Origin of the sequence: Eikenella sp. HMSC071B05, from assembly GCF_001811325.1 — a bacterium.
Taxonomy (GTDB): domain Bacteria; phylum Pseudomonadota; class Gammaproteobacteria; order Burkholderiales; family Neisseriaceae; genus Eikenella; species Eikenella corrodens.
Map to the genome: position 1 here is coordinate 45,163 of NZ_KV804547.1, position 24,511 is coordinate 69,673.

The window sequence follows — 24,511 nt, forward strand, 5'->3', positions numbered from 1 at the left end:
AAAAGGCTACCTGAAAGTTTCAGGTAGCCTTTCCCAACCGCTCAAACAAAACGGCCTGATTAAGTATACCTTTATCGAGCGAATGCAGGATTTGCTTGCTGCAAACCGCGTATTGATTTCCCCATGTCCAGCCCCACCTGTTCTTTGTATTTGCAGCCGCAACACCTCTGCCCTACGGCTCTCAGCAAGCCCAGCCTCGCGTTCATCGCAAGAGGTGCCTCCTAATTTTTATCCATTCCACGGAATATCCAATATATGAGTGCCAACCAGAAAACCTACTACGACATCCTCGGCGTGGCCAAAGATGCCAGCCTGGCCGACATCAAAAAGGCCTATCGCAAGCTGGTGCGCCAATACCATCCCGACATCAGCAAAGACCCCGATGCCGACCAAAAAACCAGCGAAATCAACCTCGCCTACAACACCCTGAAAGACGAGGCCAAACGCGCCGAATACGATGAAATGCTGGCCAACCCCTTCGGCCGCGCCGGCAGTGCCCACGGCGGCGCGGGTGGTTTCGACCCCGGCCAAGACTTCGGGCAATACTACCACTTCGACAGCAGCCGCTTCGGTGAAGGCCAGCCCTTCGGCAGCGGCGACTTCCGCTTCGACGACATCTTCTCCGCCTTCGGCCACGCCGGTGCAGGCCGCCAGCGCCAAACCGGCCCCATCCCCGGCGAAGACCAGCATGCCGAACTGACGATCGACCTCGCTGTGGCCTACACCGGCGGCGAACGCTCGCTCAGCCTCGATATGCCCACCCTCGGCGCGGGCGGCCAAATGGCCTACGAGCGCAAAACCCTGCAGGTGAAAATCCCCAAAGGCATCAGCGAAGGCCAGCAAATCCGCCTGCGCGGTCAAGGCCTGCCCGGCTTCAACGGCGGCGCAAACGGCGACCTCTATTTAAAAATCCGCTTCCGCGAAAGCGACACGCTGTATGTGAAAAACCGCAAAGACGTGTACCAGCGCATCGATGTGATGCCCTGGATAGCCGCGCTCGGCGGCAAAACCGCCATCGACACGCCCGCCGGCAAACTCAATATCAACATTCCCGCCAACAGCCGCAGCGGCCAAAACCTGCGCCTCAAAGGCAAAGGCATTCCCGCCAAAGAAGCCGGCGACCTCTACCTCATCATCAACATCACCCTGCCGGAAACCATGAGCGAAGCCGACCGCGCAGCCTGGCGGCAGCTGGCCGAGCATTACGGCGTGAAAGGATAAACCATGAACCGCGAACAAGATATTCAGCTCACTTTCAACGAAATCGTGCGTGCCTGCGACGGCGATGCCGATTGGGTGGTTAATGTAATCGAGGAAGAAATCATTTCTGTGCAGGGCAGCCCGCGCGAGGCCGGTTTCAGCGGCTGGCAGCTCGCCCGCATCCGCCGCGCCCGCCGCATCAGCCGCGACTTCGAGGCCAGCGTGCCCGCCACCGCGTTGATCCTGCAGCTGCTGGATGAATTGGAAACCCTGCGCAAAGGCCGTTTGGAGGATTCAAACCGAGCTTTGCCGCTGTAATGTCGCTAAGTAAAAAGGCTACCTGAAACTTTCAGGTAGCCTTTTTCGTTTTAGCGAATCTCTTCGCCGAACACTTCGCGCCATAGTGCGGCCACTTGTTCGTAGTGTTCGCGCAGGGTGTCGTCTACTTGTACTGCGCCGGCGCCGTGCAGCTGTTGGCGGTGTTGCACTTGGCGGTAGTGGCGGTAGGCGGCGGCGGTGCGCGCGGCGGCATCTTGGCTGAGTAGGCCGCGGCGGGCGGCCATATCGAGCAGGGCGATGTTGCCGTAGTTTTCCAATAGTTCGGGATACTGCCGGGTATGGAGCAGCACGAAGAATTGCACGATGAATTCCACGTCCACCACGCCGCCGCGGGCGTATTTCACGTTGTCTTCGCGGGCGGGGTGGGTGGGCAGCATTTTGCTGCGCATTTGGGCGACTTCCTGCCGCAGCGGGTTTTCTTCGCGCGGCAGGCTGAGGATTTGGCGGCGGACGGCTTCAAATTTGCGCCCCACTTCGGGGCTGCCGGCCACGAAACGGGCGCGGCTGAGGGCTTGGTGTTCCCAAATCCAGGCGTTTTCGTGCTGGTATTTGGCGAAGGCTTCGAGGCTGTGGGCTTGGAAGCCGCTGTCGCCGTTGGGGCGCAGGCGCAGGTCGGTTTGGTAGAGGCTGCCGGCGCCGGTGTTGCCGGAGAGCCAGGTGGTGAGGCGGCGGGCGTATTTGCTGTAGATGTCGGCAGCTTCGGGCGCGCTGTCGTCGTATAGATACACCAAATCCAAATCGGAGCCGTAGGCCAGCTCTTTGCCGCCGAGCTTGCCGTAACCGATGATGGCGAAGCGGGGGATGGGGCGGTGGGTTTTGGGCATGGCCTGCCACACTTGCCACATGGTGTGTTCGAGCAGGATGTCGGCCAAGTAGGAGAGCTGGTCGCTCAGGGCTTCGAGCGGCCAGAGGCCGGCCAAATCCTGCACGGCCAGGCGGAAGGTTTGGGCGTGTTTGAAACGGCGCAGCACGTCCATTTTGGCTTCGGGGTCGCCGGCGGCTTGGAGGCTACCTGAAAGCGCGCCGATAAATTGCGGCCAGTTGGGGTGTTCCATCAGCTGGGCGGACAATAATTCGTCCAGCAGCACGGGGTGTTGCTGCAAATATTCGGCCAGCCAGGGGCTTTGCGCCATGAGTTCGGCCACTTGGGCGAGTGCGGCGGGGTATTCCTGCAAAAAGGAGAGGTAGGCGGAGCGGCGGCTGATGCTGTCGAGAAAGTCGAGCAGGCGCGGCAGGGCGGCTTCGGGGCGGCTGCTTTCGGCGGCGGCGGCCACCACGCGCGGCAGCACGGCGTCAAAACGCTGCTGGGCGCGGGCCGACAAATGCCGGTAGCGGCTGCTGCTGCGGATATGCGCCAGCCGCTCGGCGGCTTCGGGCGCGTTGGCAAAGCCCAAATCGGCCAGCTGCGCCGCCCATTCGGCAGCTGCGGCGTCGTCTTGCCACAGCCCGGCCAACGGCTGTTCGGCTTCGCTGTCGTTCTCTTCGGGGCTGCTTAAGGTTTGGTTGAACTGGGCGCTTACCTGGGCGCGTTGTGCGTTGAGGCTACCTGAAAATTCTTCGTAATCGGCAAAGCCCATGCTTTCGGCCAACAGCTGCTGCTGTTCGGGGTTTTCAGGTAGCGTTTGGGTTTGCTGGTCGTCCCAGTATTGCAGGCGGTGTTCGAGGCGGCGCAGGAAGCGATAGGCTTCGAGCAGCCGGGCGGCAGCTTCGGGCGCGAGAATGCCGGCTTCGGCCAGCGCGGCCAGCGTTTCCTGCGTGCCTTTGAGCTGGAGGCTGCGGTTTTGCCCGCCGCGAATCATCTGGAACACCTGCGCGATAAATTCCACTTCGCGGATGCCGCCCGCACCGAGCTTGATGTTGCCGGCCATGCCTTTTTTGCTCACTTCGCTGCGGATTTGGCGGTGTAGCCCGCGCAGGGCTTCGTAGGCGCCGTAGTCCAGATATTTGCGGAACACGAAAGGCTGCACCACGCTGCGGATGCCGTTGGCGTGCGGCGTGACCACGCGGCCTTTGCACCAGGCATAACGCTCCCACTCGCGCCCTTGCGCCACCAAATATTGCTCCAGTGCGGTTTCGCTCAACACCAGCGCGCCGCTGTCACCGTCGGGGCGCAGGCGCATATCGATGCGGAACACTTGGCCGTCGGCGGTGATGTCGTTCAACAGCGCAATCAGCTTTTGCCCCACCTTGGTGAAAAACTCCTGATTGCTGCGGCTGCGCCGCCCGTCGGTTTCGCCCGATTCGGGATAGACGAAAATCAAATCCAAATCAGACGACACGTTTAATTCAAACCCGCCTGCCTTGCCCATGGCCACCACGCTCAAATGCTGCGCCGCACCGCTATAGCGGCCGATGGGCGTGCCGTAGAGCGCGGTGTAGTGCGCCTCGGCAAAAGCGAGCGCGGTGTTCACCGCAAAATCGGCCAGATGCGTGATGGAAGCCGTTACCTCCGAAAGCTCGGCCGCGCCGCACAAATCGCGCACCATAATCTGCGCGAGCACATAACGGCGCAACAGCCGCAACTGCCGCGCCAGCTCGGCTTCATCCGCCGCTGCCGCGATGTCTGCCCACGGCGCGAAGGCGGCCAAGTCCTGCGGCTGCAAAGGCTGCGCGAGCATAGGCTGCAAACGTGCAACATCGAGTTGCCCGCTATCCAGCTGGCGCGACAGCCAAAGGGAAAAACGGCGGGCATGGGCAATCATATCGGCAGGCATGGGGGATTCCTTGTGTGCGGAGGGTGGAACAGTTCAAACGGGCAGATTATAGGCTACCTGAAGCTTTCAGGTAGCCTGAGATTGAGTAGATTAAGAATGGAGGGGCAGATTCGGCATGGCTGCCAGCTAAAACAGGCTTTCCTGCCGGGCGTTGGTTTCGGATGTTTCGGGCTGCGCCAGCATATAGGCGCGCACGAAGTTGAAGAAGTCTTCGCTGATTTCAAAATGGCCGTAGCGCAGCCGGGCGGCATATTTTTTCCATTCCGGATGCGTGCGGATAACGGCAATCGGGCATTCGCGCCGGGTTTCGGCATAGGCTACGTTGCGGCGGAAGGGGATAAAGCTTGCGCTCATCTGAAACGGGTAGGCCTGGTCGTCGGTAATCTGCCCGAGAGCGGTGAAGGATTGCAGTTTGTCGTGGCCGTCCAAGCGGATTTTCGGGCTGTAGTAGAGCAGCCAATCGCCGCGTTGCATGCGGTTGAGCGGCGCGGCCTTGCCGTGGCACACTTGGCAGAAGCCGCCTGCCACACCGCGTAGGACGTGCTCTTTGGAAACCGTGCCGATCCAGTATTTCATGGGCGTCCTTTTCAGATGGGTTTCAGGTAGCCTTTAGGCTGTTGGTAGAAGGCTACCTGAAAATTTATTTTGCCGGTTTGGGCAGGAATACCGACAACACGAAAGCCGCCGCTGCGCCGCAGGCAGTAAAGTCGAATCCGCTGAACATATCCATTACCAGCCACCAAATGCCCGACAGCAACGCTCCCGCCGCCGTCATGGCGGCAATGCCGGGCAGGTTACGCCTCAGGCGCAGCAGTATAGCCAAGAGGCCGGTGAGGAAGGCGGGAATACCGCCTACCGGGTAGCTGAACAGAATGGCAATAGGAATCAGCCGGAAAGTATACTGCGAATTGGGGTCGGACAGGCCGATCAGCAACAACACCGCGCCCAAGGGCGAGCCGAACAGGCTGTAAATAATCAGCACCCGCCACGCATACGGCGGTTTGGAGGAGGAGGGGCGGTTGCCCGATTTGGTTTCTTCAATCATTTCTTTCCTCGTACGGGCTACCTGAAAATGATGCGGCAGTAAGCGTAGCCCGGATACCGGTATCCGGCAAAACCTGCAACGCCGCCATGATTGCAAGCTGTTGCCGTCATGCCTGAAATGCCGGGTTCAAGAGTCCGAGCTGCGGCTGCGCTTTTTCAGGTAGCCTTTACTTGGGTACAGGCCGGATTCTTGAATCCACCCTTCCCAATCAATTAAAATTATTGAATAGTTTCCCCATCACAAAAGGAGTTTACCATGACCCAACTGCAAAGCGCCCTATCGCATGTTTCCCTCGGCACGAATCAATTTGAGCAGGCCATCGCCTTTTATGATGCCGTGCTCGCCCCGTTGGGCATCCGCCGCGTGCTGGATTTGAGCGAACATCGTGCCATCGCCTATGGTCGCGCCTTCCCTGAACTCTGGATTCAGGCACCGCACGACGGGCAGCCCGCGCAAACCGCCAACGGCGTGCACATCGCCTTTTTGGCAGAAAACAACGCACAAGTGGACGCCTTCTACGCCGCCGCCCTCGCCCACGGCGCGAAGCCCGACGGCGCGCCCGGCAAACGCCCGCACTACGGCGACGCCTACTATGGCTGCTTCGTGCGCGATTTGGACGGGCACAAAATCGAAGCAATGGCTTGGAACGAATAGATTCGGTGGAGAGAAAGGCTACCTGAAATTTTCAGGTAGCCTTTTTTGCGCTCGGCAGGAAGCATAGGTTGAATACCGGTATCCGACAAAACCTGCAACGCCGCCATTATTGCAAGCTGTTGCCGTCATGCCTGAAATGTCGGGTTCAAGAGTCCGAGCTGCTGCTTCGTCCAAATCTTTTTCAGGTAGCCTTTTCCTGCCCGCTATGCCGCTATTTGCCCGGCGCGGCGGGTTTTTTCTCGGCTTCGGGCGTGTCGCTGGGCGGGAAGAACAGGCTTTTGGGTTTTTGTTTCACCAGCGCGACGGTGCTGCCGATGATTTGCAGCGGGTTGTCCAGTACGGCGTCGCGCGAGCGCAGGGCCACCCACAGGGTGATGGAGAAGCTCACCAGCAGGTTTACCGCGCCAATGAGCAGCACCATCAATAAATGGGCGGCGAAAGAGAAGAAGCCGATGTCGCCGCTCACGGCGGCGTAGCCCAGGTTGGCGGAGGAGAAGGCAACGTGGCGGATGTCGAGCGGCAGGCCGGTGAGGTGGCCGAGGTAGCCGGTCATGCCGAGGAGCCAGCCGAAACAGAAGTTGCCCATGATGGCGCCGTAGTGGTGGTGGATGTAATCGGCCAAACGCTGCCGCCAGGCGGCGGGCAGGATGCGTTTGAGCAGGGGGTGTTCGCGCAGGCGCAGTTTGAGGTTGAGGTAGTCGGCGCGGTTGTCGAAGAAGCCGGCGATGATGCCGGAGCAAAACAGCCACACGCCGGCGATGGCGGCAAATAAGAGCGCGGGGGTGCTGAATACGGCGAGGGATTTGAGCTGGTAGGCAGTAGTGGCCGTATCCAGCAGGGGGCTGCCGAAATGGTGGGCAAAGGCTTGGCTGATGAAAACGGCCAGTAGTACAGACACGATAACGTTGCCAAACACGGCCACGCCCTGCGAGCGGATTACGTCAATCAACAGCTGGGCGAGCTTCTGGTTTACGGCGCGGCCGCTGCTGCTGCGTTCCACGGCTTGGGCGAAGCGGGCGGCGGTCATGGCGGGCTGTTTGGTGGCCACGGTGAAGTGCAGCATGTGGATGAGCACGAAGCCGATGCCGTAGTTGAGGCTGGCGAGCACAGCGTGGTAGAGGTGGCCGCCGGGCAGGCTGCCGATGTGGATTTTGATCAGCGCCATCAGGGCGATGAGCACGCCGCCGCCGGCTGCGGAGCGCAGCATGCCCCAGTATTCGCTGCGGTTGCGGGTGATGTAGTGTTCGCCGTGGCGGCTGGAGTTTTGGCTGATGCTGCGGGCGAGCATTTTCACGTTGCTGCGCCACAAGGGCATGATGCGCCGCTGCGCCACCACGGCCACGGCGATTTCGTTGGCCAGGAGCAGGGTGCGCAGCAGGCTTTGGGTGCGGTTGCGCGCGGCAAACAGCGCCATGAGCCGTTCCATGCGGGTGAGGGTTTGCTGGAGGCGTTGCAATAGGTGTGCCACGGCCATGGAAGAGCCGGCGCCGGCACCGGTGCCTTTGCGTTGCAGGCGTTCGATGAGGGTGCGGCATTGCGCCAGCATCACGTCTAAATGGCTGGCATCGTAGGTGGTGCGGGAGCCGGGTTGGCGGCTGCGCTGGAAATCGAGCCAGTCGGACACTTCGCGCATCAGGCTGACGAAGGGCGAATCCACATCGAGCAGCCTGGGCTCGAGGCGGATCAGGTCGTGATCGAGGTCTTCGGCGGCCACCCATATGGAAAGCATTTCCACGGCATACAGGCTTTCGTCGCGCAGGTGGCGGCCGCACATTTCGCGCACGGCGGGCTCAGTTTGCCGCTGGATGGTGCTCAGGAGGCGCAGCCAGGCGGAAAGCGGGATGGCGGCGAGCCATTCGCCGTCGTTGCCGCCGCAAAACAGCAGCGAGAGCACGTCGCGCAGGTTGTTGCAGTCTTTATAGGCGGGGTTGAGTCGCTCGTAGAGGCGGTGGCGGAATTCGTGGCCGAAGCCGGAGCGGGAGAAGATGCCGATGGTGATCAGGGTGGGATACACGCGCACACTGGAGAGCCAGCGGCACAGCAGGGTGGCGATGGTTTTGCCTTCGCCGCCTTCTTGCCGCAGGTGGCGGCACAAAATGCCGAACCGTACCGGCGCGCCTGCCGCGCCGCCTTGCCGCAGCCAAGTCACCACTGCCTGCAACACACCCAGCGCGTTGCCTTCGGCGGCGGCGCGGCTGATGGTTTCAGGTAGCGTGTGTTGGGGTTTGCGTGTGAACATGGGCTTCCTTTTTGTTGCTCCGGCCAGAGCCGGCAGCGGATGTGCGAAAAAACTGCGGCCACCTTTTCAGGTAGCCTCACGAAAAAGGGGGAGCGATTGTAACAGATTGCCGTTTGAGGGCAAAAATGCGGGCTGGGAAATGGGAAGGAGAGAGTTGGCTAGAGATTGATTGGCAAAGGGTTTTCGGTTTTCAGGTAGCCTCATGGCGTGATTAAAGGCTACCTGAAACTTTATGCCAAAGGCGCTGCGGGTTGCCGGAGCCTTTGGTTTTTCAAGTAGCCTTTATCGGTATGGCATCAGGCTACCTTAAAAATGGTTTTAGGGCTTTCAGGTAGCCTTTGCGGTTAATGGCTTTTGGCTTTGAATTCTTGCAAATGCCGGCTGCCGGCCAGCCAGGCGCCGGCCATGCCCAGGCCGCACACCACGGCAATAATCACGGCCATTTCCCAGCCGTGGAAGAAACGCCAGTCTAAGTTCAGGCCGTAGGGGCTGAAAATGCGGTCTACCAGCGGGCGGGTGCTGCGCATCAGCCAGCTGCACAGTACCAGGCTCAAGGCGGAAGACAGCACGCCCTGCCACAAGGCCTGATAGAGGAAGGGGCGGCGGATGAAGGAAGCGGGTGCGCCCAACAGCTTGGTGATTTCGATTTCTTCGCGCCGGCTGAGGATTTGCAGGCGGCTGGTGTTATACGCCACCAACACCAGCGCCGCGCCCAGCGTGATCACCAAAAAGTGGAACACTTGATGCACGAATTCGTTGATTTGGAACAGGGTTTGCATCCATTCGGCATCCATCTGCACGCTCTCGGCCTTGGGCAGCGCGGCCAAATCGGCCCGCAGGGCGGTTTGCTCTTCGGGGGTAGCGCCGTCTTTGGGCGTGATCACGAAGGCATCGGGCAGCGGGTTGGCATCGAGCATCGACACCAAATCCTGCCCCTGAAACGCCTGCTGCAGCTCGGCCATGCCCTGCTGTTTGCTCACGTATTCGGCTTTTTCGATGCGGCTGTCTTCCGCCAGCTTGGCGCGGATGGCGGCGATGTCGGCCTCGGCGGCTTCGGGCGTGAGGTAGATCGTCATCTGCGGGGCTTGGTTGAGCCGGCCGAGCACTTCGGTGCTGCTTTGCACGCCCAAATAGAGCATCAGCGGCAAGGTCATGGCGGAGGCCAGCATCAGCAGCACCAGCAATGTGCCCAAGGGCTGGCGCACGAGGCGGGCAAAGGCCTGGCCGGCGGCTTCCAAATGCAGCGAGAGATAGTGTTTCATGCGGCAAACCTGCCTTCCTGCAAACGCAAAATGCGGTGGCCGTAGTCGGCCATCAGGGTTTCGTCGTGGGCGGCCACGATGACGGTGGTGCCGGCTTCGTGGAAGGTTTTGAAGAGCTCCATAATATCGAGCGCGTAGGCGCGGTCGAGGTTGGCGGAGGGTTCGTCGGCAATCAGGAGGCCGGGCTGGTGCACCACGGCGCGGGCAATGCACAGGCGCTGCTGCTCACCGCCGGACAGGGTAATCGGATCGGCCGTTTCGCGCCCGCCCAAGCCCACTTTTTCAATGGCGATGCGGGCGCGTTTTTCGGCGGTTGCGCGGTCGTAGCCGATGATGCGCAGCGGCAGCAATACGTTTTGCAGCACGTTGCGGTCGAACAGGATTTTGTGGTCTTGAAACACTAGGCCGATATGCTGGCGCAGATAGCCCAGGCGGCTGTCGTTGAGCGTGCCGAGGTCTTGGTTGTTCATCCACACTTTGCCGGAGGTGGGCTTGGTGATGCCGGCAATCAGCTTGAGCACGGTGGATTTGCCCGCGCCGGAATGCCCGGCCACGAAAATCATCTCGCCCTTGCTGATTTTGAAGCTGACGTTTTGCAGGGCGTGGAAGCCACCGGGATAGGTTTTGGAAACTTGTTCGAAACGGATCATGATGTGAGCTTGGGAGTGAATGGGTTTCAGGTAGCCTTTTGGAAAACGCCGTTTGAGGCTACCTGAAAACAGACTGCAGATTATACGGCAATTCCCGCCCGCCCAACACCAAGCAGCGGCGCAGAAATGGTATCATCCGCGCTTTATTATCTTGGAAGAGCTGCCATGACTGCCTGGCCCACCCCCGATTTCGAACGCAAAATCTGCCCGCCCGAGGCGCTGGCCGGGAAATTGGCCGAGCTGCCGCGCCCATTGGTGTTCACCAACGGTTGCTTCGACATCCTGCACCGCGGCCACGTTACCTACCTCGCCCAAGCCCGCGCGCTTGGCGCGGCGATGGTGCTCGCGCTCAATACCGACGCTTCCGTGCGCCGCTTGGGCAAAGGCAGTGACCGCCCCATCAACCCGCTGGCCAACCGCGCCGCCGTGGCCGCCTCGCTGGCGAGCGTGGATTTGGTGACTTGGTTCGATAGCGACACTCCTGCCGAACTCATCGAATTGGTGCGCCCCGATATATTGGTGAAAGGCGGCGACTGGCTACCTGAAAACATCGTCGGCGCCGCCGAAACCCTGGCGCGCGGCGGCAAAGTGTATTCCATCCCCTTCCTGCACCAAACCTCCACCACCCAAACCCTGGCCAAAATCCGTACCGCGGAGCAAGGCTCATGATGCAGGCCGTACACTGGCAGCTGCTGGCCGCCTTGGCAGACGGCCGGCCGCACCACGTTACCGAACTGGCGCGCCGCATCGGCCGCAAGCCGCCGCAGCTCAACGCGCTCTGGCAGCAAGTGCCGCCGCACATCCGCGGCTTGCTGCGCCAGCAAGACGGCCGCTGGCGGCTGGTGCGCCCGCTGGCGATTTTAGATAACGCCGTTTTGCAACAACAGGCTGCAGCCGCCGGCTGGCAGGCCGAATTGTTGCACGAGCACCCTTCCAGCAACAGCTACCTCATCGCCCAAGCCAAAGCCGGCAGCCCGATTCACCACCGCATCGTGTTTGTGCACGATCAAACCCAAGGCCGCGGCCGCCAGGGGCGCAGCTGGCAGAGTCGCATCGGCGAATGCCTGATGTTCAGCGCAGGCTGGTGTTTTTCCCGCCCACCGGCCGAGTTGGGCGGCCTCACGCTCGCTGCTGCGCTGGCTTGCTGCCGCGTGCTGCGCGATTTGGGTGTGCCCGCACAGATTAAATGGCCGAACGATTTGGTCATCGGTGGCGAAAAGCTCGGCGGCATCCTTACCGAAACCGTACGTTGTAACGGCCAAACCGCGGTTGTGATCGGCATCGGCATCAATTTTGTGCAGCCCAAAGCCGTGGCCGATGCCGAAGCCGTGCAAGGCAGTGCGCCCCACATCGTTGTGAGCCGCCTCACCGAACGCCTGCTGCCCGAGCTGGCGGATACTTTCGAGCAGTTCGACCACGAAGGCCTCTCCCCTTTCCTCGCGGGCTACCACGCCTGCCACCGCGACCAAAACCAGCCCGTGCGCCTGCTGCGCGACGGACAAACCCTGCTGCAAGGCACAGCCTTGGGCGTGGATGAGGGCGGTACGCTGCGTATTCGCGATGCCGAAGGCACGGAACATCATGTAGTGAGCGGCGAAATCAGCCTGCGCCCGCTGCACAGCCAAAATACCGCCCCGCCCGATGGCAAACAAGACAAAATGCTGCTGCTCGATGCCGGCAACAGCAAACTCAAATGGGCATGGGTGGAAAACGGCCGCATCACGGCGGCAGACAAAGCTGCCTATTGGAATCTCGAGTCACTTGCCCACAGTTGGCAGGAGCACGGCGGCGAACACGTGCGCATCATTGGCTCGGCAGTGTGCGGCGAAGCCAAACAGCAAGCCGTGGCCGAACAACTTGGCCGCGAGCCGGAATGGCTCGGCTCCATGCCGCAGGCTTTGGGCATCCGCAACCACTACCGTCGCGTGAGCGAGCATGGTGCCGACCGCTGGTTCAATATCCTCGGCAGCCGCCTTTTCACCGAACACGCCTGCGTGGTGGTGAGCTGCGGCACCGCCGTAACCATCGACGCCCTCACCGCCGACAATCATTACTTGGGCGGCAGCATCATGCCTGGCTTCAACCTGATGAAAGAGGCAATGGCGCAGCACACCGCCAATCTCAACCGCCCCGCCGGCCGCGCCTACCCCTTCGGCACCACTACCGCCAACGCCATGGCCGGCGGCATGCTCGATGCCATTTGCGGCGCGGTTTTGCTGATGCACACCCGCCTGCAGCAGAAACACCTCGGCCAAACCGTGGCCGTGATCATTACCGGTGGCGGTGCCGCCAAGGTAAAACAAGGGCTACCTGAACAATTTGCTTTGGACAACCCCATTCAAATTGTGGATAATCTCGTGCTTCACGGATTACTCAACTGGGCTGCACAAACATGAAGTGGCTGTTTGCTGTTTTGGTGGCATTAAACATCATCGTTTTCGGCGGGATGCTGGTAACGCGCATGGCGCAACAACAGCAACCCGTGCCCGTTGTGCAGCAACAACAGCCGCAGCCCACCACCGTGGTGGTGCAAACCGCCCCCGCCCAGCCCGCCGTCCCGCAGCAACCGGCTACGCCCGTGCCGCCGGTGGATGCCAACCGCCCCCGCACTGCGCCTGCCGCCCCAGGCCGCCCCAGTGCTCCGGCCAAACCTACCGGCGAAGCCCAGCCTAAACCCACCCCTGAAAGCGGCATCCGCGCCCCCAACACCGCCTGCACCGCCGTGGCCGTGTTGCCGGAAGACGACTACCACCGCATCAAAGGCCTGCTCGCCCGCTGGCCGCACGCCGCCACCCGCGTGGTGGAGCGCCGCCGCGATTCCGGCCGCCCACAGCGTGGCAGCGAACGCTACCAAGTGAGCGTAACCATTGAAGGCGACGTGCAGGAATTTACCGCCAAAGTGCGTTCGCAGGGTTTTCGCAACGCCAGCGTAGCCGGCGGCCGCATGAGCCTCGGCTCGTTTAGCAGCGAACAGCAGGCCGAGCAAACCGCCGCCAGAGCCCGCCAAGCCGGCCTCAATCCGCAAATCATCCGCACCGGCTCAAGCGGCAGCGAACAATCTGCCGAACTGGGCGAATCCAAAATGCAGATAACGTTTATGAACGTAGACGATAATGCCGCAGCCGGCATCAGCAGCGTTATCAGCCGCTACTCCCACCTGCGCCGTGCACCTTGTCGGAAATAAACGGTTTGAGCGAATAAGCAAAAGGCTACCTGAAATTTTCAGGTAGCCTTTTCTCTATGTATCGTTGTTATCAATAGTGATGAGGCAAGTCGTGGCTGTATTGCCCTGATGAGGAAACGATAAAAAAACCTTGAATTGCCAATGGATAGCACTTATCATTGCCGCTTTTATAGCTGAAGCAATTATTTCTTCTCCTCAGATGGCGAGCCGCAGGCAGTACAAGTTGTGCAGCAAGGCAAACCAACACAATAGGAAGGAATCAATGCTCCAGCCATGCAAAACACATCTGAAAAAGGAAACTGATTATGGCATACCAATTGCCCGCACTGCCCTACGCCTATGACGCGCTGGAGCCGCATTTCGATACGCAAACCATGGAAATCCATCACAGCAAGCACCATCAGGCCTATGTAAACAACGCCAATGCCGTGTTGGCCAACCTGCCCGAGTGGGAGAAACTGTCGGCCGAAGAGCTAATTGCCCGCCTGGCCGAGTTGCCTGAAAACGTGCGCACCCCGCTGCGCAACAACGCCGGCGGCCACGCCAACCACAGCCTGTTTTGGCAAATCCTGAAAACCGGCACCACCCTGCAAGGCAAGCTCAAAGCCGCCATCGAGCGCGATTTCGGCAGCGTGGAAGCCTTCCAGGCCGAGTTTGAAAAAGCCGCTGCTACCCGTTTCGGTTCAGGTTGGGCCTGGCTGGTGTATGAAGACGGCAAGCTCAAAGTCGTTTCTACCGCCAACCAAGACTCCCCGCTGATGGGTCAGGCCGTATCCGGCGCATCCGGCTATCCGATTATCGGCTTGGACGTGTGGGAACACGCCTACTACCTGAAATTCCAAAACCGCCGCCCCGACTACATCAAAGCCTTCTGGCAAGTAGTAAACTGGGACGAAGCCGCCCGCCGTTTTGAAAGCGTGGCCGCCTAAGCGCCTGCCTTATGAAACAGGCTACCTGAAAGCCCGTTCGGCATTTTCAGGTAGCCTTTTCCAATCACTTAGCAAATACTAATCAATAAAATGGCAACACTCAGCAACGAAGATATCCGCCGCTTCAAACAACAAGCCCATCAACTGCGCCCCACCGTGCTCATCGGCAAACAAGGGCTCACCGAGGCTGTGATCAAAGAAACCGACACCCGCCTCACCGCCCGCGAACTGATCAAAGTGCAAGTGGCTGGCGACGACAGGCAGGAGCGCATCGCCATCGCCGAAGCCCTCTGTGCCGCCACCGGCGCCGAACTGGTGCAGCACATTGGCAAACAGCTGGTGTTGTGGCGGCCGAAGCCCGAAGAAAAAGAGTAGGGCGGCTGCGCATTTTTTCATGCAGGGCAGGCCAAAGCTGTATCGGTGTCGGTTGGTTTGTTATTCCGCAATATAATCCGATTTCAAACAGCATCTTGCCAAACTGGCATATTGCAGTATAATGCCGCCTTTCCTGCGGACGTGGCGAAATTGGTAGACGCACCAGATTTAGGTTCTGGCGCCGAGAGGTGTGAGAGTTCGAGTCTCTCCGTCCGCACCACATATATAAAACAGCCCAAATTTTCGGGCTGTTTTTTTACGTCTAATGCCATCTAATGCAATTAGCTAAATCCAATACAGGTAAGGCTTTCAGGCTGATTCAAGCTATCCTTTCTCTTTCCTTGCTAAGCTAATCCCGTCTAATGCCGTCTAATTGAATTGCCCCTTTTATGGGGGTATGATTGGGGGTATCCAGAAAATACCCTCAAAAATATACCCCCAGAATGCCCCTGAACGACCGCCAAATCAAGAACGCGAAACCTACCGGCACAGGAAAGAAAGCCAAGCTGTTTGACGGTGGTGGCCTGTATCTGGAAGTTACACCGGCAGGCGGCAAAATCTTCCGCCTGAAATACCGTATAGACGGCAAGGAAAAAACGCTGACTATCGGCAAGTATCCTGCCGTTTCGCTTTCCGAAGCACGGCAGGCTGCCGAAAATGCCCGCCGTCTGCTGTCAGACGGGCAAGACCCCGCCGCCGCCAAGCAACAGGCTAAGCGAGAAAGGCAGGCCTCTTTACTGAATACCTTTGCCGCCACTACCTGCCGCTGGCATGCCGACAATCTGCACCGCTGGAAGCCGAACCATGCAGAGCGCATCATGTGCTATTTCGAGACCGACGTTTTCCCGCTGATTGGAGAAATACCGATAGACAGCATCACGGTAGGGCAAATCAAACAAGTTTTAGACCGCATCACAGCGCGGGGAGTGAGCAACACCGCCGAAAAAGTAAGGGAATGGATAGGCGCGGTTTTCGATTATGCGGCCATGCTGGAAGTAACCGACCGCAACCCCGCCCGTGCATTGCGCAAATACATTGCCAAACACCCCTACCCACCGGAAGCAAGAAGGCAAGTCAGCCCATACCAAAAACTAGGTAAGCGTATGGAATGCCGCTATTTTGCGTTTTAATGCGATTTACACCATTCAGGCTACTACCCCATCACCAGACAGTACAAACGCAATCCTAGAGCATTCTAGGCGCCATGCTGAACGTTTAAAGATATTCCGCAGGCAATAATGGCGGTTTTCTTGCAAGTTTATGGGAAATCCAAGGTGGGGAATTTCAGGGGGCGGCAATAGAGGCCTATCCCTGCCGAGCCGCTTTTGCAAAACACAACCCCATACAATCCCCCAATATGCAAAATTTGCACATGCAGAATTTGCACCTTCGGAATTTCGAGCGGCCTCACGCTCGCGACAGGGAAAAGATTTTGACTTGTGCAAAATGGGGGTATATTTGGGGGTATATTGCTAATTGATGAAAATAATATATTTGTAAATCAAAAACATAATTTACTAGTTTTTGTCTCTCCGTCGCACCACCTTCACAAAAAAGCAGCCCTGAAAAGGCTGCTTTTTTCTTGTTTAATACCGTGCAATACCATCTAATACGATAGACCAACATATTATTTATAAACGGTATTATTTATCTATCAGCCTGGAGATGCCGCAGCCGAAGCTATGCAATACCGTGTAATGCCGTGTGATTGAATAGACCTGATTGTGTTGGTAAAATTGTTGGTAGTACCAACAATCCCCTAAAATTTTACCAACAAATGCCGCTAAACGACCGCCAAATAAGGAATTTAAAACCTACCGCCACTATCGGAAATTGTCTGATGGCGGCGGCTTGGCCTTGGTATGCAAACCAAACGGCGGGAGATACTGGCATCTGAATTTCAGGTTTAACGGCAAACAGAAAACCCTATCTATCGGCACTTATCCCACTGTTTTCCTCTCCGAAGCCCGCCACGCCGCCGAGAATGCCCGCCGCTTGCTGGCACAGGGGCAAGACCCCGCAGCCGCCAAACAACAGGCCAAGCAGGAAAGGCAGGAGGCCTTGCTGAATACCTTTGCCGCCGTTGCCCGCCGCTGGCACGCCGACAACTTGAGCCGTTGGAAGCCGAACCATGCGGGGCGTATCATGCGCTACTTTGAAACCGACGTTTTCCCGCTGATTGGGGAATCCCAAGACAATTTAGATAACATGTTACTTCCAGAGGCTCTTAACAATCCCGCCATATGCTCATCATCCCGAACACGTCCGGCTGGGTTTCATCCATGTTCTCGTGCTAAAAAATTGAAAAAAAGGCTATCCGGCAATGCTCCGGATAGCCTTTTTACCATTTTCAGGTAGCCTCTTAGCCTTTCAAACGGGCGTGTAAATCCTGCACGCTATACACGCCGAGGAGGTTGAAGCTTTTCATCCCTTCGCTCATGGCTTCGCCGCCGGCCACGGTGGTGTATTGCGGCACGCGCTGGGTGAGGGCGCTGCGGCGGATGCTGTGGCTGTCGGCCACGGACTGCGGGCTGCTGGCCACGGTGTTCACCACCAGCGCGATTTCGCCGTTTTTAATCGCGTCCACAATGTGCGGGCGGCCTTCGGGCACTTTGTTGACCGCCTGCACCACCACGCCGTGCTCTTTCAGGTAGCCTGCCGTGCCGCGTGTGGCGCAAACGCCGTAGCCGAGTGCTTGGAAGTTTTGCGCGGTTTTCACGATAAGCGGCTTGTCTTCTTCGCGCACGGAAAGGAAGATTTTGCCGGTGGCGGGCATGCGTTCGCCTGCGCCGAGCTGGGCTTTGAGGTAGGCTTCGCCGAAGGTTTCGCCCACGCCCATCACTTCGCCGGTGGAGCGCATTTCGGGGCCGAGGATGGTGTCTACGCCGGGGAATTTGATGAAGGGGAACACGGCTTCTTTAACGGCATAGAAATCGGGGACGACTTCTTTTTCCACGCCTTGCTCTTGCAGGGAAATGCCTGCCATGCAGCGCGCGCCGACTTTGGCGAGCGGCACGCCGGTGGCTTTGGAGACGAAGGGCACGGTACGGCTGGCGCGCGGGTTCACTTCCAATACGAACACCACGCCGTCTTGCACGGCAAACTGTACGTTCATCAGGCCGACCACGCCCAGCGCGTAGGCCATGGCTTTGGTTTGGCGGCGGATTTCGTCTTGGATTTCTTCGCTGAGCGAGTAGGGGGGCAGCGAGCAGCCGGAGTCGCCGGAGTGGATGCCTGCCTGTTCGACGTGCTGCATGATGCCGCCGATAACGACGTCGTTGCCGTCTGAAACGCAGTCCACATCGACTTCAATCGCGTTGTTCAGGAAGAAGTCGAGCAACACGGGGCTGTCTTCGGATACCTGCACGGCTTCGCGCATGTATTTTTGCAGCTCTTCGGCGGAATGGACGACCTGCATGGCGCGGCCGCCGAGGACGTAAGACGGGCGCACGACCAGCGGATAGCCGATTTCTTCGGCTTTGACGAGCGCTTCTTCTTCGTTGTGGGCGATGCGGTTGGGCGGTTGGCGCAAGCCTAAGTCGTTCAACACTTTTTGGAAGCGTTCGCGGTCTTCGGCGGCGTCGATGCTGTCGGCGGATGTGCCGATAATGTTCACGCCGTTTTCAACCAGCGCGTTGGCGAGTTTCAGCGGGGTTTGACCGCCGTAATGCACAATCACGCCCCACGGGTTTTCGGTGCGGACGATTTCCAATACGTCTTCCAGCGTCAGCGGCTCGAAATACAGGCGGTCGCTGGTGTCGAAGTCGGTGGACACGGTTTCGGGGTTGCAGTTCACCATGATGGTTTCAAAGCCGGATTCGCGCAGGGCGAGCGCGGCGTGAACGCAGCAGTAGTCAAACTCGATGCCCTGACCGATGCGGTTCGGGCCGCCGCCGAGAATCATCACTTTTTTACGGTCGGAAGGACGCGCTTCGCATTCTTCTTCGTAAGTGGAATAGAGATAGGCGGTTTCGGTGGCGAACTCGGCGGCGCAGGTATCGACGCGTTTATAGACGGGATGCAGGTTCAGCGCGTAGCGGTGTTCGCGCACTGCTTTTTCAGGTAGCCCTAAAAGCTGCGCGATACGTTTGTCGGAGAAGCCTTTGCGTTTCAGACGACGTAAGGCGGCAAAATCCAAATCTTGCAGGCAGCCTGCACTTACCTGCTGCTCTTCTTTCACCAAGTCTTCGATTTGTGCCAAGAACCAAGGGTCGATGGCGCAGATTTCGTGGATTTCTTCCAGCGTGAAGCCTGCGCGGAATGCGTCTGCTACAAACAGCATACGTTCGGGGCCGGGGTTCGCCAGTTCGCGGCGGATTTCGGCTTTGTCTTCGCTGCGCGGATTGAAGCCGCACAAGCCTGTTTCCAAGCCGCGCAGGGCTTTTTGGAAGCTTTCCTGAATCGTGCGGCCCATCGCCATCACTTCGCCCACAGATTTCATCTGCGTGGTCAGGCGGTCGTCTGCGGCGGGGAATTTTTCAAACGCGAAACGCGGGATTTTGGTCACCACATAGTCGATGGAAGGCTCGAACGACGCAGGCGTACGGCCGCCGGTGATGTCGTTGCGCAACTCGTCCAGCGTAAAGCCGACCGCCAGTTTCGCCGCCACTTTCGCAATCGGGAAACCCGTCGCCTTGGAAGCCAGCGCGGACGAACGGCTCACGCGCGGGTTCATCTCAATCACAATCATCTCGCCGTTTTCAGGGTTCACCGCAAACTGAACGTTCGAGCCGCCCGTGTCCACGCCGATTTCGCGCAATACCGCCAAGCTTGCGTTGCGCATGATTTGGTATTCCTTGTCCGTCAGCGTTTGCGCCGGCGCAACCGTAATCGAGTCACCCGTATGCACGCCCATCGGATCGAAGTTTTCAATCGAGCAGATGATGATGCAGTTGTCCGCCTTATCGCGCACCACTTCCATCTCGTACTCTTTCCAGCCGAGCACGGATTGCTCAATCAGCAGCTCATGCGTGGGCGAAGCATCGAAACCGCGTTCGCAAATCGCCAAAAACTCGTCTTTATTGTAGGCAATGCCGCCGCCCGAACCGCCCATCGTGAAAGACGGACGAATCAGCGTCGGGAAGCCGACCTGTTCCTGCGCCGCCAAGGCTTCGTTCATCGTGTGGCAGACAAAAGATTTCGGGCAGGAGAGGCCGATTTTCTCCATCGCTTCCTTAAAGCGGCCGCGGTCTTCCGCCTTGTCGATCGCGTCTTCCGTTGCGCCGATCAGCTCGACATTGTATTTCGCCAGCACGCCGTTGCGCGCCAAATCCAGCGCACAGTTCAGCGCGGTCTGGCCGCCCATCGTGGGCAGAATCGCATCGGGCCGCTCCTTGGCGATAATCTTCTCTACCGTCTGCCACATAATCGGCTCGATGTAGGTAACATCCGCCATTTCAGGGTCGGTCATGATGGTGGCGGGATTGGAATTCACCAGAATGACTTTATAGCCTTCTTCACGCAAAGCCTTGCAGGCCTGTGCGCCCGAATAGTCAAATTCGCAGGCCTGACCGATAACGATAGGGCCGGCGCCGATGATAAGGATGGATTTTAGGTCGGTACGTTTGGGCATGGGATGGGTCTTTCTTTAAGAAAAGGAAGGTTATTTTTGACATAAACCAAAAAAACACAAATGTAATAGAAAAATAAATATAGCTAACATGATGAAAAAAAGTTTTTTTTTGGTTTTCCATTCCTGAGTAAGACTATACTTTGAAAGCATTATAGATATAGTAATAAATAATATTTGCAATAAATTAGTACCAGTGATACAGAAATTGATGAACCCAAAAATTTGCCTAGTATTGGTATCAAGCATAACGCGAATATTTGTAATTATGAAAACGAAGAAGTTTGCAGCTAATGCAGCAGTAGCTGCACCAAGCAAAAGAGTACCTAAATATTTGGTAACAAAATTGATTGACATGCTTGATTTCATCAAAGGTGAAACCAAGGCTAATAGAAACCAAACTCCAATTAATTTAGAAATCCAATTTGCCATTATAAGTTCATTAATCCAAGCTCCAACTGTTTCTGTCGGATTAATGATAGCTATAATACAAAGTACAACAAATATGAGAATACCAAGGCATAAATCAGCTTTAAAGCATTTAAGGAAGTTTTTTATCATGTCAATAAACCTTCTGAAAATGTTGGATTTAATAATTAAACCTACCTGATGTTGTCTAAAATTCGGCAATGGTTGTTTTATCTGCTGCTTTGTATGTGGCGTTGAAAACTCAACACAAACTGATTAATTATCTAAAAACGTTGAGTTTACCAACCCGCTTCACCTGAGGCACACCACATTTTTAAACTGTCTGTAACCACAAAATTTACAGCAACCCTGCCCCTCCTCAGTGGGGAAGCAAACCGTAGCCCGCATGTAGGATGCATGCTGTACGTACGCACGCGTTCTCCATTTTCCCTGCAACCCCAACCCACCGCGTGCGTGCCTTGCGGCACACACCCTACTGACGGATTTAAAAGAATGTTTGAATAGTCCTTGCTTCAAAAGGCTACCTGAAAATTGGCCAATCCTTTTTATAGTGGATTAAATTTAAATCAGGACAAGGCGGCGAGCCGCAGACAGTACAGATAGTACGGCAAGGCGAGCCAACGCTGTACCGGTTTATGTTAATTCACTATAGCTTCGCAGAAACTCGGCCTTTCGCCGCAATACATTATTTTCAGGTAGCCTTTCTTCAGTGTTTAGCGGGAAACTAGGCGTACGGTGAAGTCGGTTTCGCCGCGCTCGTCTTCGAAGAGGCCGATGTGGTAGTGATGGGCTTGGCCGCAGGCGCGGACGGTCCACACTTCGCGCACCTGCAGGCGGCCGTGCACTTTTTGGGCGCTGTTGATTTTGCTGTGTACGGATTCGATGTTGCGGCAGCAAGCGTAGGTTGGGTTGAAAACCCAACACAAACTGCTTAATCATCTAAAAACGTTGGGTTTGGCAACCTAACCTACGGTTATTCGCCAAAGCCGCCTTCAATTTCCACACCATTCCCTGCCCAATCCATCGGCAAAATTCCTTTTGCCACATATCGGTGAAATGATGAATACGGCCAATCCGCCACGCGTTGAACGTATCCATGTTTCACGGGGTTGATATGGATGTAATCAATATGTGTGTTCAAATCCTGATCGTCGCGGATTTCATGTTCCCAATAACGCCGCTGCCAAATGCCGCGCTCTCCTTTGGTCTGGCGCGAAATGGAAATGGCCTCGGTTTTGGGCAAGGCTTGGGAAAATTTGGCTTTAATCAACCGTAATCGGGTTGGGTAATCGGCATCGTTTTCAGGTAGTCTAACCAGCAGGTGCAGGTGGTCGGGTAATATACATACGGCAATAATTTTAAATGGATGCTGCTGTTTTACCTGTGTAAAAGCATCCCGTAATTGATCAATATGTTCTACCAGCAATCGCTGTTTCCTGTCTTGCAGTGCAAGTGTGAAGAAATAATATCCTCCTTTGGTAAAAGCTCGGCGGTATTGCATGGTTTGTCAGTAAGTTGTCTGTTTGGCAAGGTTGGGTTTGCCAACCCAACCTACTTCGAGGCTACCTGAAAATCGGCCAATCCTTTTTAGCTTCGCAGAAACTCGGCCTTGCTCAGCAAGACATTATTTTCAGGTAGCCTTTCTTTGCTATTTAGCGGGAAATCAGGCCGACGGTGAAGTCGGTTTCGCCGCGTGCGTCTTCGAAGAGGCCGATGTGGTAGTGATGGGCTTGGCCGCAGGCGCGGACGGTCCACACTTCGCGCACCTGCAGGCGGCCGTGCACTTTTTGGGCGCTGTTGATTTTGCTGTGTACGGATTCGATGTTGCGGCAGTTGAACGAGGCGGCTTCGGCGGTACGCACGACTTTGAGCACGTCGTCGCGCAGGATGTTGTCGCTGCCGAAGGTGGCGCTTTCGCCGCTGAAGGCTTGGTTGCCGAGGCTGGAGCAGGCGGAAAGGGCGAGGGCGGCGAGGAGGGGGATGAGTTTGCGCATGGGGATTCCTTAATTCGGCAGTGATGGGGCGCGAGGCCAAATGCCGCCAATTATACGGCAATCTGTTGTGCTTTTCAGGTAGCCTGAGCAGTTATTTCTATCTGAATGAGGCTAGCTGAAACGCTAAATTAAAACTCGATTCCGGCCAGCCACAGGCTCACGGCGAAGCCGATAAAGAGCAGGCCGGTGGCGGCGGTGCAGGCGGTGGTAACGCGGCGGTGTCGGCGGAATAGGTTGGCGAGGCGGTGGCCGGCGAAAACGAGCAGGGTGAGGTAGCTGAAGCTGACGGTTTGCATCACCAGTGCCAGCAGCAGGAAGGAGAGGGCGGGGTGCGGATAGGCGGGATCGACGAATTGAACGAAAAACGACAGCAAAAACAGGATGGCTTTGGGGTTGGTGAGGCTGAGCAGCAGGGCGCGTTTGAAGATGTGCCCGGCGGGCGGGGTGGTCGGCAAACCGGCTGCCAAAACGGGCGGCGGGGCAAACCATTTGCGCACTGCGCCGCGCAAAAGGCCGAAGCCGATGTAGGCCAGATACAGGCCGCCGGCGAGTTTCATGGCGTGAAATAGGGCGGGATAGAGTTTGAGCACCGTGCCGGCGCCGAGTACGGTAAGCAGGATTAGCACTAAATCGCCCAGCAGCACGCCGCATACGGCACGGTAGGCCTTGCGCGCACCATGTTGTGCGGCCACGGAAAGGCAAAACATGCTGTTCGGGCCGGGCATGATGATGAGGATGATGGTGCCGATCAGGTAGGAGAGGGGGTTGATGATGCCGAACATGGTTTTCAGGTAGCCTTTTATGGAGGCGGCTATTTTAATGAGGCAGGCGGGGTGAAGGCTACCTGAAAACTATCTGCAAACTATCGCGCCGATTTATTCCGCCGTTTGCCTGTTGCCCCGCAGGCGGCTAAACTGCCCGCCAATTTGCACATTTCAATTAAAGAGAACACCATGTTTTTCATTCTCTCGCCCGCTAAAAATCTAAACGAAACCGCCGCCGCGCCCACTAAGGGACACAGCCAGCCCGCGCTGCTTGAGCAGTCTGCCATTCTGATGGCGCAACTGCGCGAGCTGGCGCCGCAGGATTTGTCGGCGCTGATGGGCGTGTCGGACAAAATCGCCCGCCTCAATGCCGAGCGCAATGCGGCCTGGCAGCCGCCGTTTAGCCTGCAAAACGCCAAGCAGGCGGTGTATTTGTTTAACGGCGATGTGTATGAAGGCCTCGATGCCGAGAGCCTCGCCCCGCCGCAAATCGATTGGCTGCAAAGCCATGCCGGCCTGCTTTCCGGGCTCTACGGCCTGTTACGCCCGCTGGATTTAATCCAGCCCTACCGCTTGGAAATGGGCACTAAGCTGGCCAATCCGCGCGGTAAGGATTTATACGCCTTCTGGGGCGGCTTGATTACCGAATTGCTGGCCGAGCGCATGGCCGAGGCGCAAACCGATGTGTTGGTAAACCTGGCTTCGCAGGAATATTTCAAAGCCGTGCAGCCGGCCAAACTCGGCGGCCGCCTGATTACCCCGGTGTTTCAAGACGAGAAAAACGGCCGCTACAAAATCATCAGTTTCTACGCCAAACGCGCCCGCGGTCTGATGCTGCGCTACGCCGCCGAACGCGCCCTCACCGAACCGGAGCAGCTGCTGGATTTCAACAGCGAGGGCTACGCCTTCTGTGCGGCGGCTTCTTCGGAAAACGAATGGGTGTTCCGACGCGGTGGACAGTGATGCGCGGCAGGCCGTGGCGGGGAAGTGAAGGCTAGCTGAAATTTGGGAAGTGCAGCCGAGGGCGGCGTCTTCGTTTGAGCGGGTGTTTTCAGGTAGCCTTTTGTCGAGCCCACACTAATCGACTTTGCTGTTTTATAGTGGATTAGATTTAAATCAGGACAAGGCGGCAAGCCGCAGACAGTACAAATAGTACGGCAAGGC

General features: G+C 57.5%; 24 protein-coding genes and 1 tRNA gene. 13 read left to right on the forward strand and 12 right to left on the reverse strand.

Annotation, left to right across the window (positions count from 1 at the left end; all coding sequences use genetic code 11):
- The 3 genes from HMPREF2796_RS11500 to HMPREF2796_RS04170 all read left to right on the forward strand — a co-directional run.
- The coding region (locus tag HMPREF2796_RS11500) for a hypothetical protein (protein WP_210385342.1) at positions 1-259 on the forward strand (259 nt) is incomplete at its 5' end.
- The gene (locus tag HMPREF2796_RS04165; RefSeq protein WP_070631238.1) at positions 256-1,221 is read left to right on the forward strand and encodes a DnaJ C-terminal domain-containing protein; all 966 of its coding nucleotides are present in this window, start codon (positions 256-258) and stop codon (positions 1,219-1,221) included. The genes HMPREF2796_RS11500 and HMPREF2796_RS04165, both read left to right, overlap by 4 nt.
- 3 nt (positions 1,222-1,224) lie before the next feature.
- Positions 1,225-1,518, forward strand: coding sequence for a chaperone modulator CbpM (locus HMPREF2796_RS04170; RefSeq protein ID WP_023887636.1), 294 nt, complete (start codon positions 1,225-1,227; stop codon positions 1,516-1,518).
- A gap of 50 nt (positions 1,519-1,568) precedes the next feature.
- On the opposite strand, the gene glnE is transcribed toward HMPREF2796_RS04170, so the two are convergent.
- From glnE to HMPREF2796_RS04185, 3 genes are all read right to left on the reverse strand, one after another.
- Positions 1,569-4,253: a bifunctional [glutamate--ammonia ligase]-adenylyl-L-tyrosine phosphorylase/[glutamate--ammonia-ligase] adenylyltransferase gene (glnE, locus tag HMPREF2796_RS04175; protein WP_070631240.1), complete on the reverse strand. Its 2,685-nt coding sequence runs from the start codon at positions 4,251-4,253 to the stop codon at positions 1,569-1,571.
- A gap of 126 nt (positions 4,254-4,379) precedes the next feature.
- Positions 4,380-4,829, reverse strand: coding sequence for an EVE domain-containing protein (locus HMPREF2796_RS04180; RefSeq protein ID WP_070631242.1), 450 nt, complete (start codon positions 4,827-4,829; stop codon positions 4,380-4,382).
- A gap of 64 nt (positions 4,830-4,893) precedes the next feature.
- The gene (locus HMPREF2796_RS04185) at positions 4,894-5,298 is read right to left on the reverse strand and encodes a hypothetical protein (protein WP_070631244.1); all 405 of its coding nucleotides are present in this window, start codon (positions 5,296-5,298) and stop codon (positions 4,894-4,896) included.
- 255 nt (positions 5,299-5,553) lie between these two features.
- Here HMPREF2796_RS04185 and HMPREF2796_RS04190 point away from each other — a divergent pair, with 255 nt between their 5' ends.
- A complete protein-coding gene (locus HMPREF2796_RS04190) occupies positions 5,554-5,952 on the forward strand; it encodes a VOC family protein (protein ID WP_049258160.1) in 399 nt (132 codons plus the stop codon).
- A 211-nt stretch (positions 5,953-6,163) separates the two neighbouring features.
- Here the strand turns inward: HMPREF2796_RS04190 and HMPREF2796_RS04195 are convergent, their stop codons facing one another.
- The 3 genes from HMPREF2796_RS04195 to HMPREF2796_RS04205 form a co-directional block, all read right to left on the reverse strand.
- Positions 6,164-8,191, reverse strand: a complete 2,028-nt coding sequence (locus HMPREF2796_RS04195; protein WP_070631246.1) for a site-specific recombinase — start codon at positions 8,189-8,191, stop codon at positions 6,164-6,166.
- 344 nt (positions 8,192-8,535) lie between these two features.
- Positions 8,536-9,453, reverse strand: a complete 918-nt coding sequence (ftsX, locus tag HMPREF2796_RS04200; protein WP_070631249.1) for a permease-like cell division protein FtsX — start codon at positions 9,451-9,453, stop codon at positions 8,536-8,538.
- Positions 9,450-10,103 (reverse strand): cell division ATP-binding protein FtsE, encoded by a 654-nt coding sequence (locus tag HMPREF2796_RS04205; protein ID WP_003823759.1) that lies wholly within the window; start codon positions 10,101-10,103, stop codon positions 9,450-9,452. Before HMPREF2796_RS04205 ends, ftsX begins: the two co-directional genes overlap by 4 nt.
- A gap of 165 nt (positions 10,104-10,268) precedes the next feature.
- On the opposite strand from HMPREF2796_RS04205, the gene HMPREF2796_RS04210 reads away from it, so the two are divergent.
- From HMPREF2796_RS04210 to HMPREF2796_RS04245, 8 genes are all read left to right on the forward strand, one after another.
- Positions 10,269-10,772, forward strand: coding sequence for an adenylyltransferase/cytidyltransferase family protein (locus HMPREF2796_RS04210; RefSeq protein ID WP_064105935.1), 504 nt, complete (start codon positions 10,269-10,271; stop codon positions 10,770-10,772).
- Positions 10,769-12,499: a biotin--[acetyl-CoA-carboxylase] ligase gene (locus HMPREF2796_RS04215; RefSeq protein WP_070631250.1), complete on the forward strand. Its 1,731-nt coding sequence runs from the start codon at positions 10,769-10,771 to the stop codon at positions 12,497-12,499. The genes HMPREF2796_RS04210 and HMPREF2796_RS04215 overlap by 4 nt, the downstream gene beginning before the upstream one ends.
- Positions 12,496-13,287, forward strand: coding sequence for a cell division protein (locus tag HMPREF2796_RS04220; RefSeq protein ID WP_070631252.1), 792 nt, complete (start codon positions 12,496-12,498; stop codon positions 13,285-13,287). Before HMPREF2796_RS04215 ends, HMPREF2796_RS04220 begins: the two co-directional genes overlap by 4 nt.
- 305 nt (positions 13,288-13,592) lie before the next feature.
- Entirely contained in the window at positions 13,593-14,216 is a 624-nt protein-coding gene (gene sodA / locus HMPREF2796_RS04225) for a superoxide dismutase [Mn] (protein WP_064083637.1), read from the forward strand.
- Positions 14,217-14,306: 90 nt separating this feature from the next.
- Positions 14,307-14,591, forward strand: coding sequence for a ribosome assembly RNA-binding protein YhbY (gene yhbY / locus HMPREF2796_RS04230; protein WP_003823765.1), 285 nt, complete (start codon positions 14,307-14,309; stop codon positions 14,589-14,591).
- A gap of 135 nt (positions 14,592-14,726) precedes the next feature.
- Positions 14,727-14,811, forward strand: a tRNA-Leu gene (locus tag HMPREF2796_RS04235).
- A 223-nt stretch (positions 14,812-15,034) separates the two neighbouring features.
- The gene (locus HMPREF2796_RS11670; RefSeq protein WP_246826840.1) at positions 15,035-15,721 is read left to right on the forward strand and encodes a tyrosine-type recombinase/integrase; all 687 of its coding nucleotides are present in this window, start codon (positions 15,035-15,037) and stop codon (positions 15,719-15,721) included.
- Positions 15,722-16,424: 703 nt separating this feature from the next.
- The gene (locus HMPREF2796_RS04245) at positions 16,425-16,949 is read left to right on the forward strand and encodes a tyrosine-type recombinase/integrase (RefSeq protein ID WP_070631254.1); all 525 of its coding nucleotides are present in this window, start codon (positions 16,425-16,427) and stop codon (positions 16,947-16,949) included.
- Positions 16,950-16,953: 4 nt separating this feature from the next.
- Here HMPREF2796_RS04245 and carB read toward each other — a convergent pair whose 3' ends face one another.
- The 6 genes from carB to leuE all read right to left on the reverse strand — a co-directional run bounded on the left by carB (position 16,954) and on the right by leuE (position 23,365).
- The gene (gene carB / locus HMPREF2796_RS04250) at positions 16,954-20,163 is read right to left on the reverse strand and encodes a carbamoyl-phosphate synthase large subunit (protein ID WP_070631256.1); all 3,210 of its coding nucleotides are present in this window, start codon (positions 20,161-20,163) and stop codon (positions 16,954-16,956) included.
- Between the two features lie 30 nt (positions 20,164-20,193).
- Positions 20,194-20,721, reverse strand: coding sequence for a hypothetical protein (locus HMPREF2796_RS04255; RefSeq protein WP_070631258.1), 528 nt, complete (start codon positions 20,719-20,721; stop codon positions 20,194-20,196).
- 581 nt (positions 20,722-21,302) lie between these two features.
- Positions 21,303-21,515 carry a hypothetical protein gene (locus tag HMPREF2796_RS04260; protein WP_210385343.1) on the reverse strand — a complete coding sequence of 71 codons (213 nt, stop codon included), beginning with the start codon at positions 21,513-21,515 and terminating at the stop codon, positions 21,303-21,305.
- A gap of 47 nt (positions 21,516-21,562) precedes the next feature.
- Positions 21,563-22,090, reverse strand: a complete 528-nt coding sequence (locus HMPREF2796_RS04265; RefSeq protein WP_070631260.1) for an REP-associated tyrosine transposase — start codon at positions 22,088-22,090, stop codon at positions 21,563-21,565.
- Positions 22,091-22,241: 151 nt separating this feature from the next.
- Entirely contained in the window at positions 22,242-22,583 is a 342-nt protein-coding gene (locus HMPREF2796_RS04270; protein ID WP_070631263.1) for a hypothetical protein, read from the reverse strand.
- Between the two features lie 128 nt (positions 22,584-22,711).
- On the reverse strand, positions 22,712-23,365 hold the full coding sequence (gene leuE, locus HMPREF2796_RS04275; protein ID WP_070631264.1) for a leucine efflux protein LeuE: 654 nt from the start codon (positions 23,363-23,365) through the stop codon (positions 22,712-22,714).
- A 171-nt stretch (positions 23,366-23,536) separates the two neighbouring features.
- Between leuE and yaaA the strand changes: the two genes are divergently transcribed.
- Positions 23,537-24,310 (forward strand): peroxide stress protein YaaA, encoded by a 774-nt coding sequence (gene yaaA / locus HMPREF2796_RS04280; RefSeq protein ID WP_070631407.1) that lies wholly within the window; start codon positions 23,537-23,539, stop codon positions 24,308-24,310.
- The last annotated feature ends 201 nt before the right edge of the window (positions 24,311-24,511 follow it).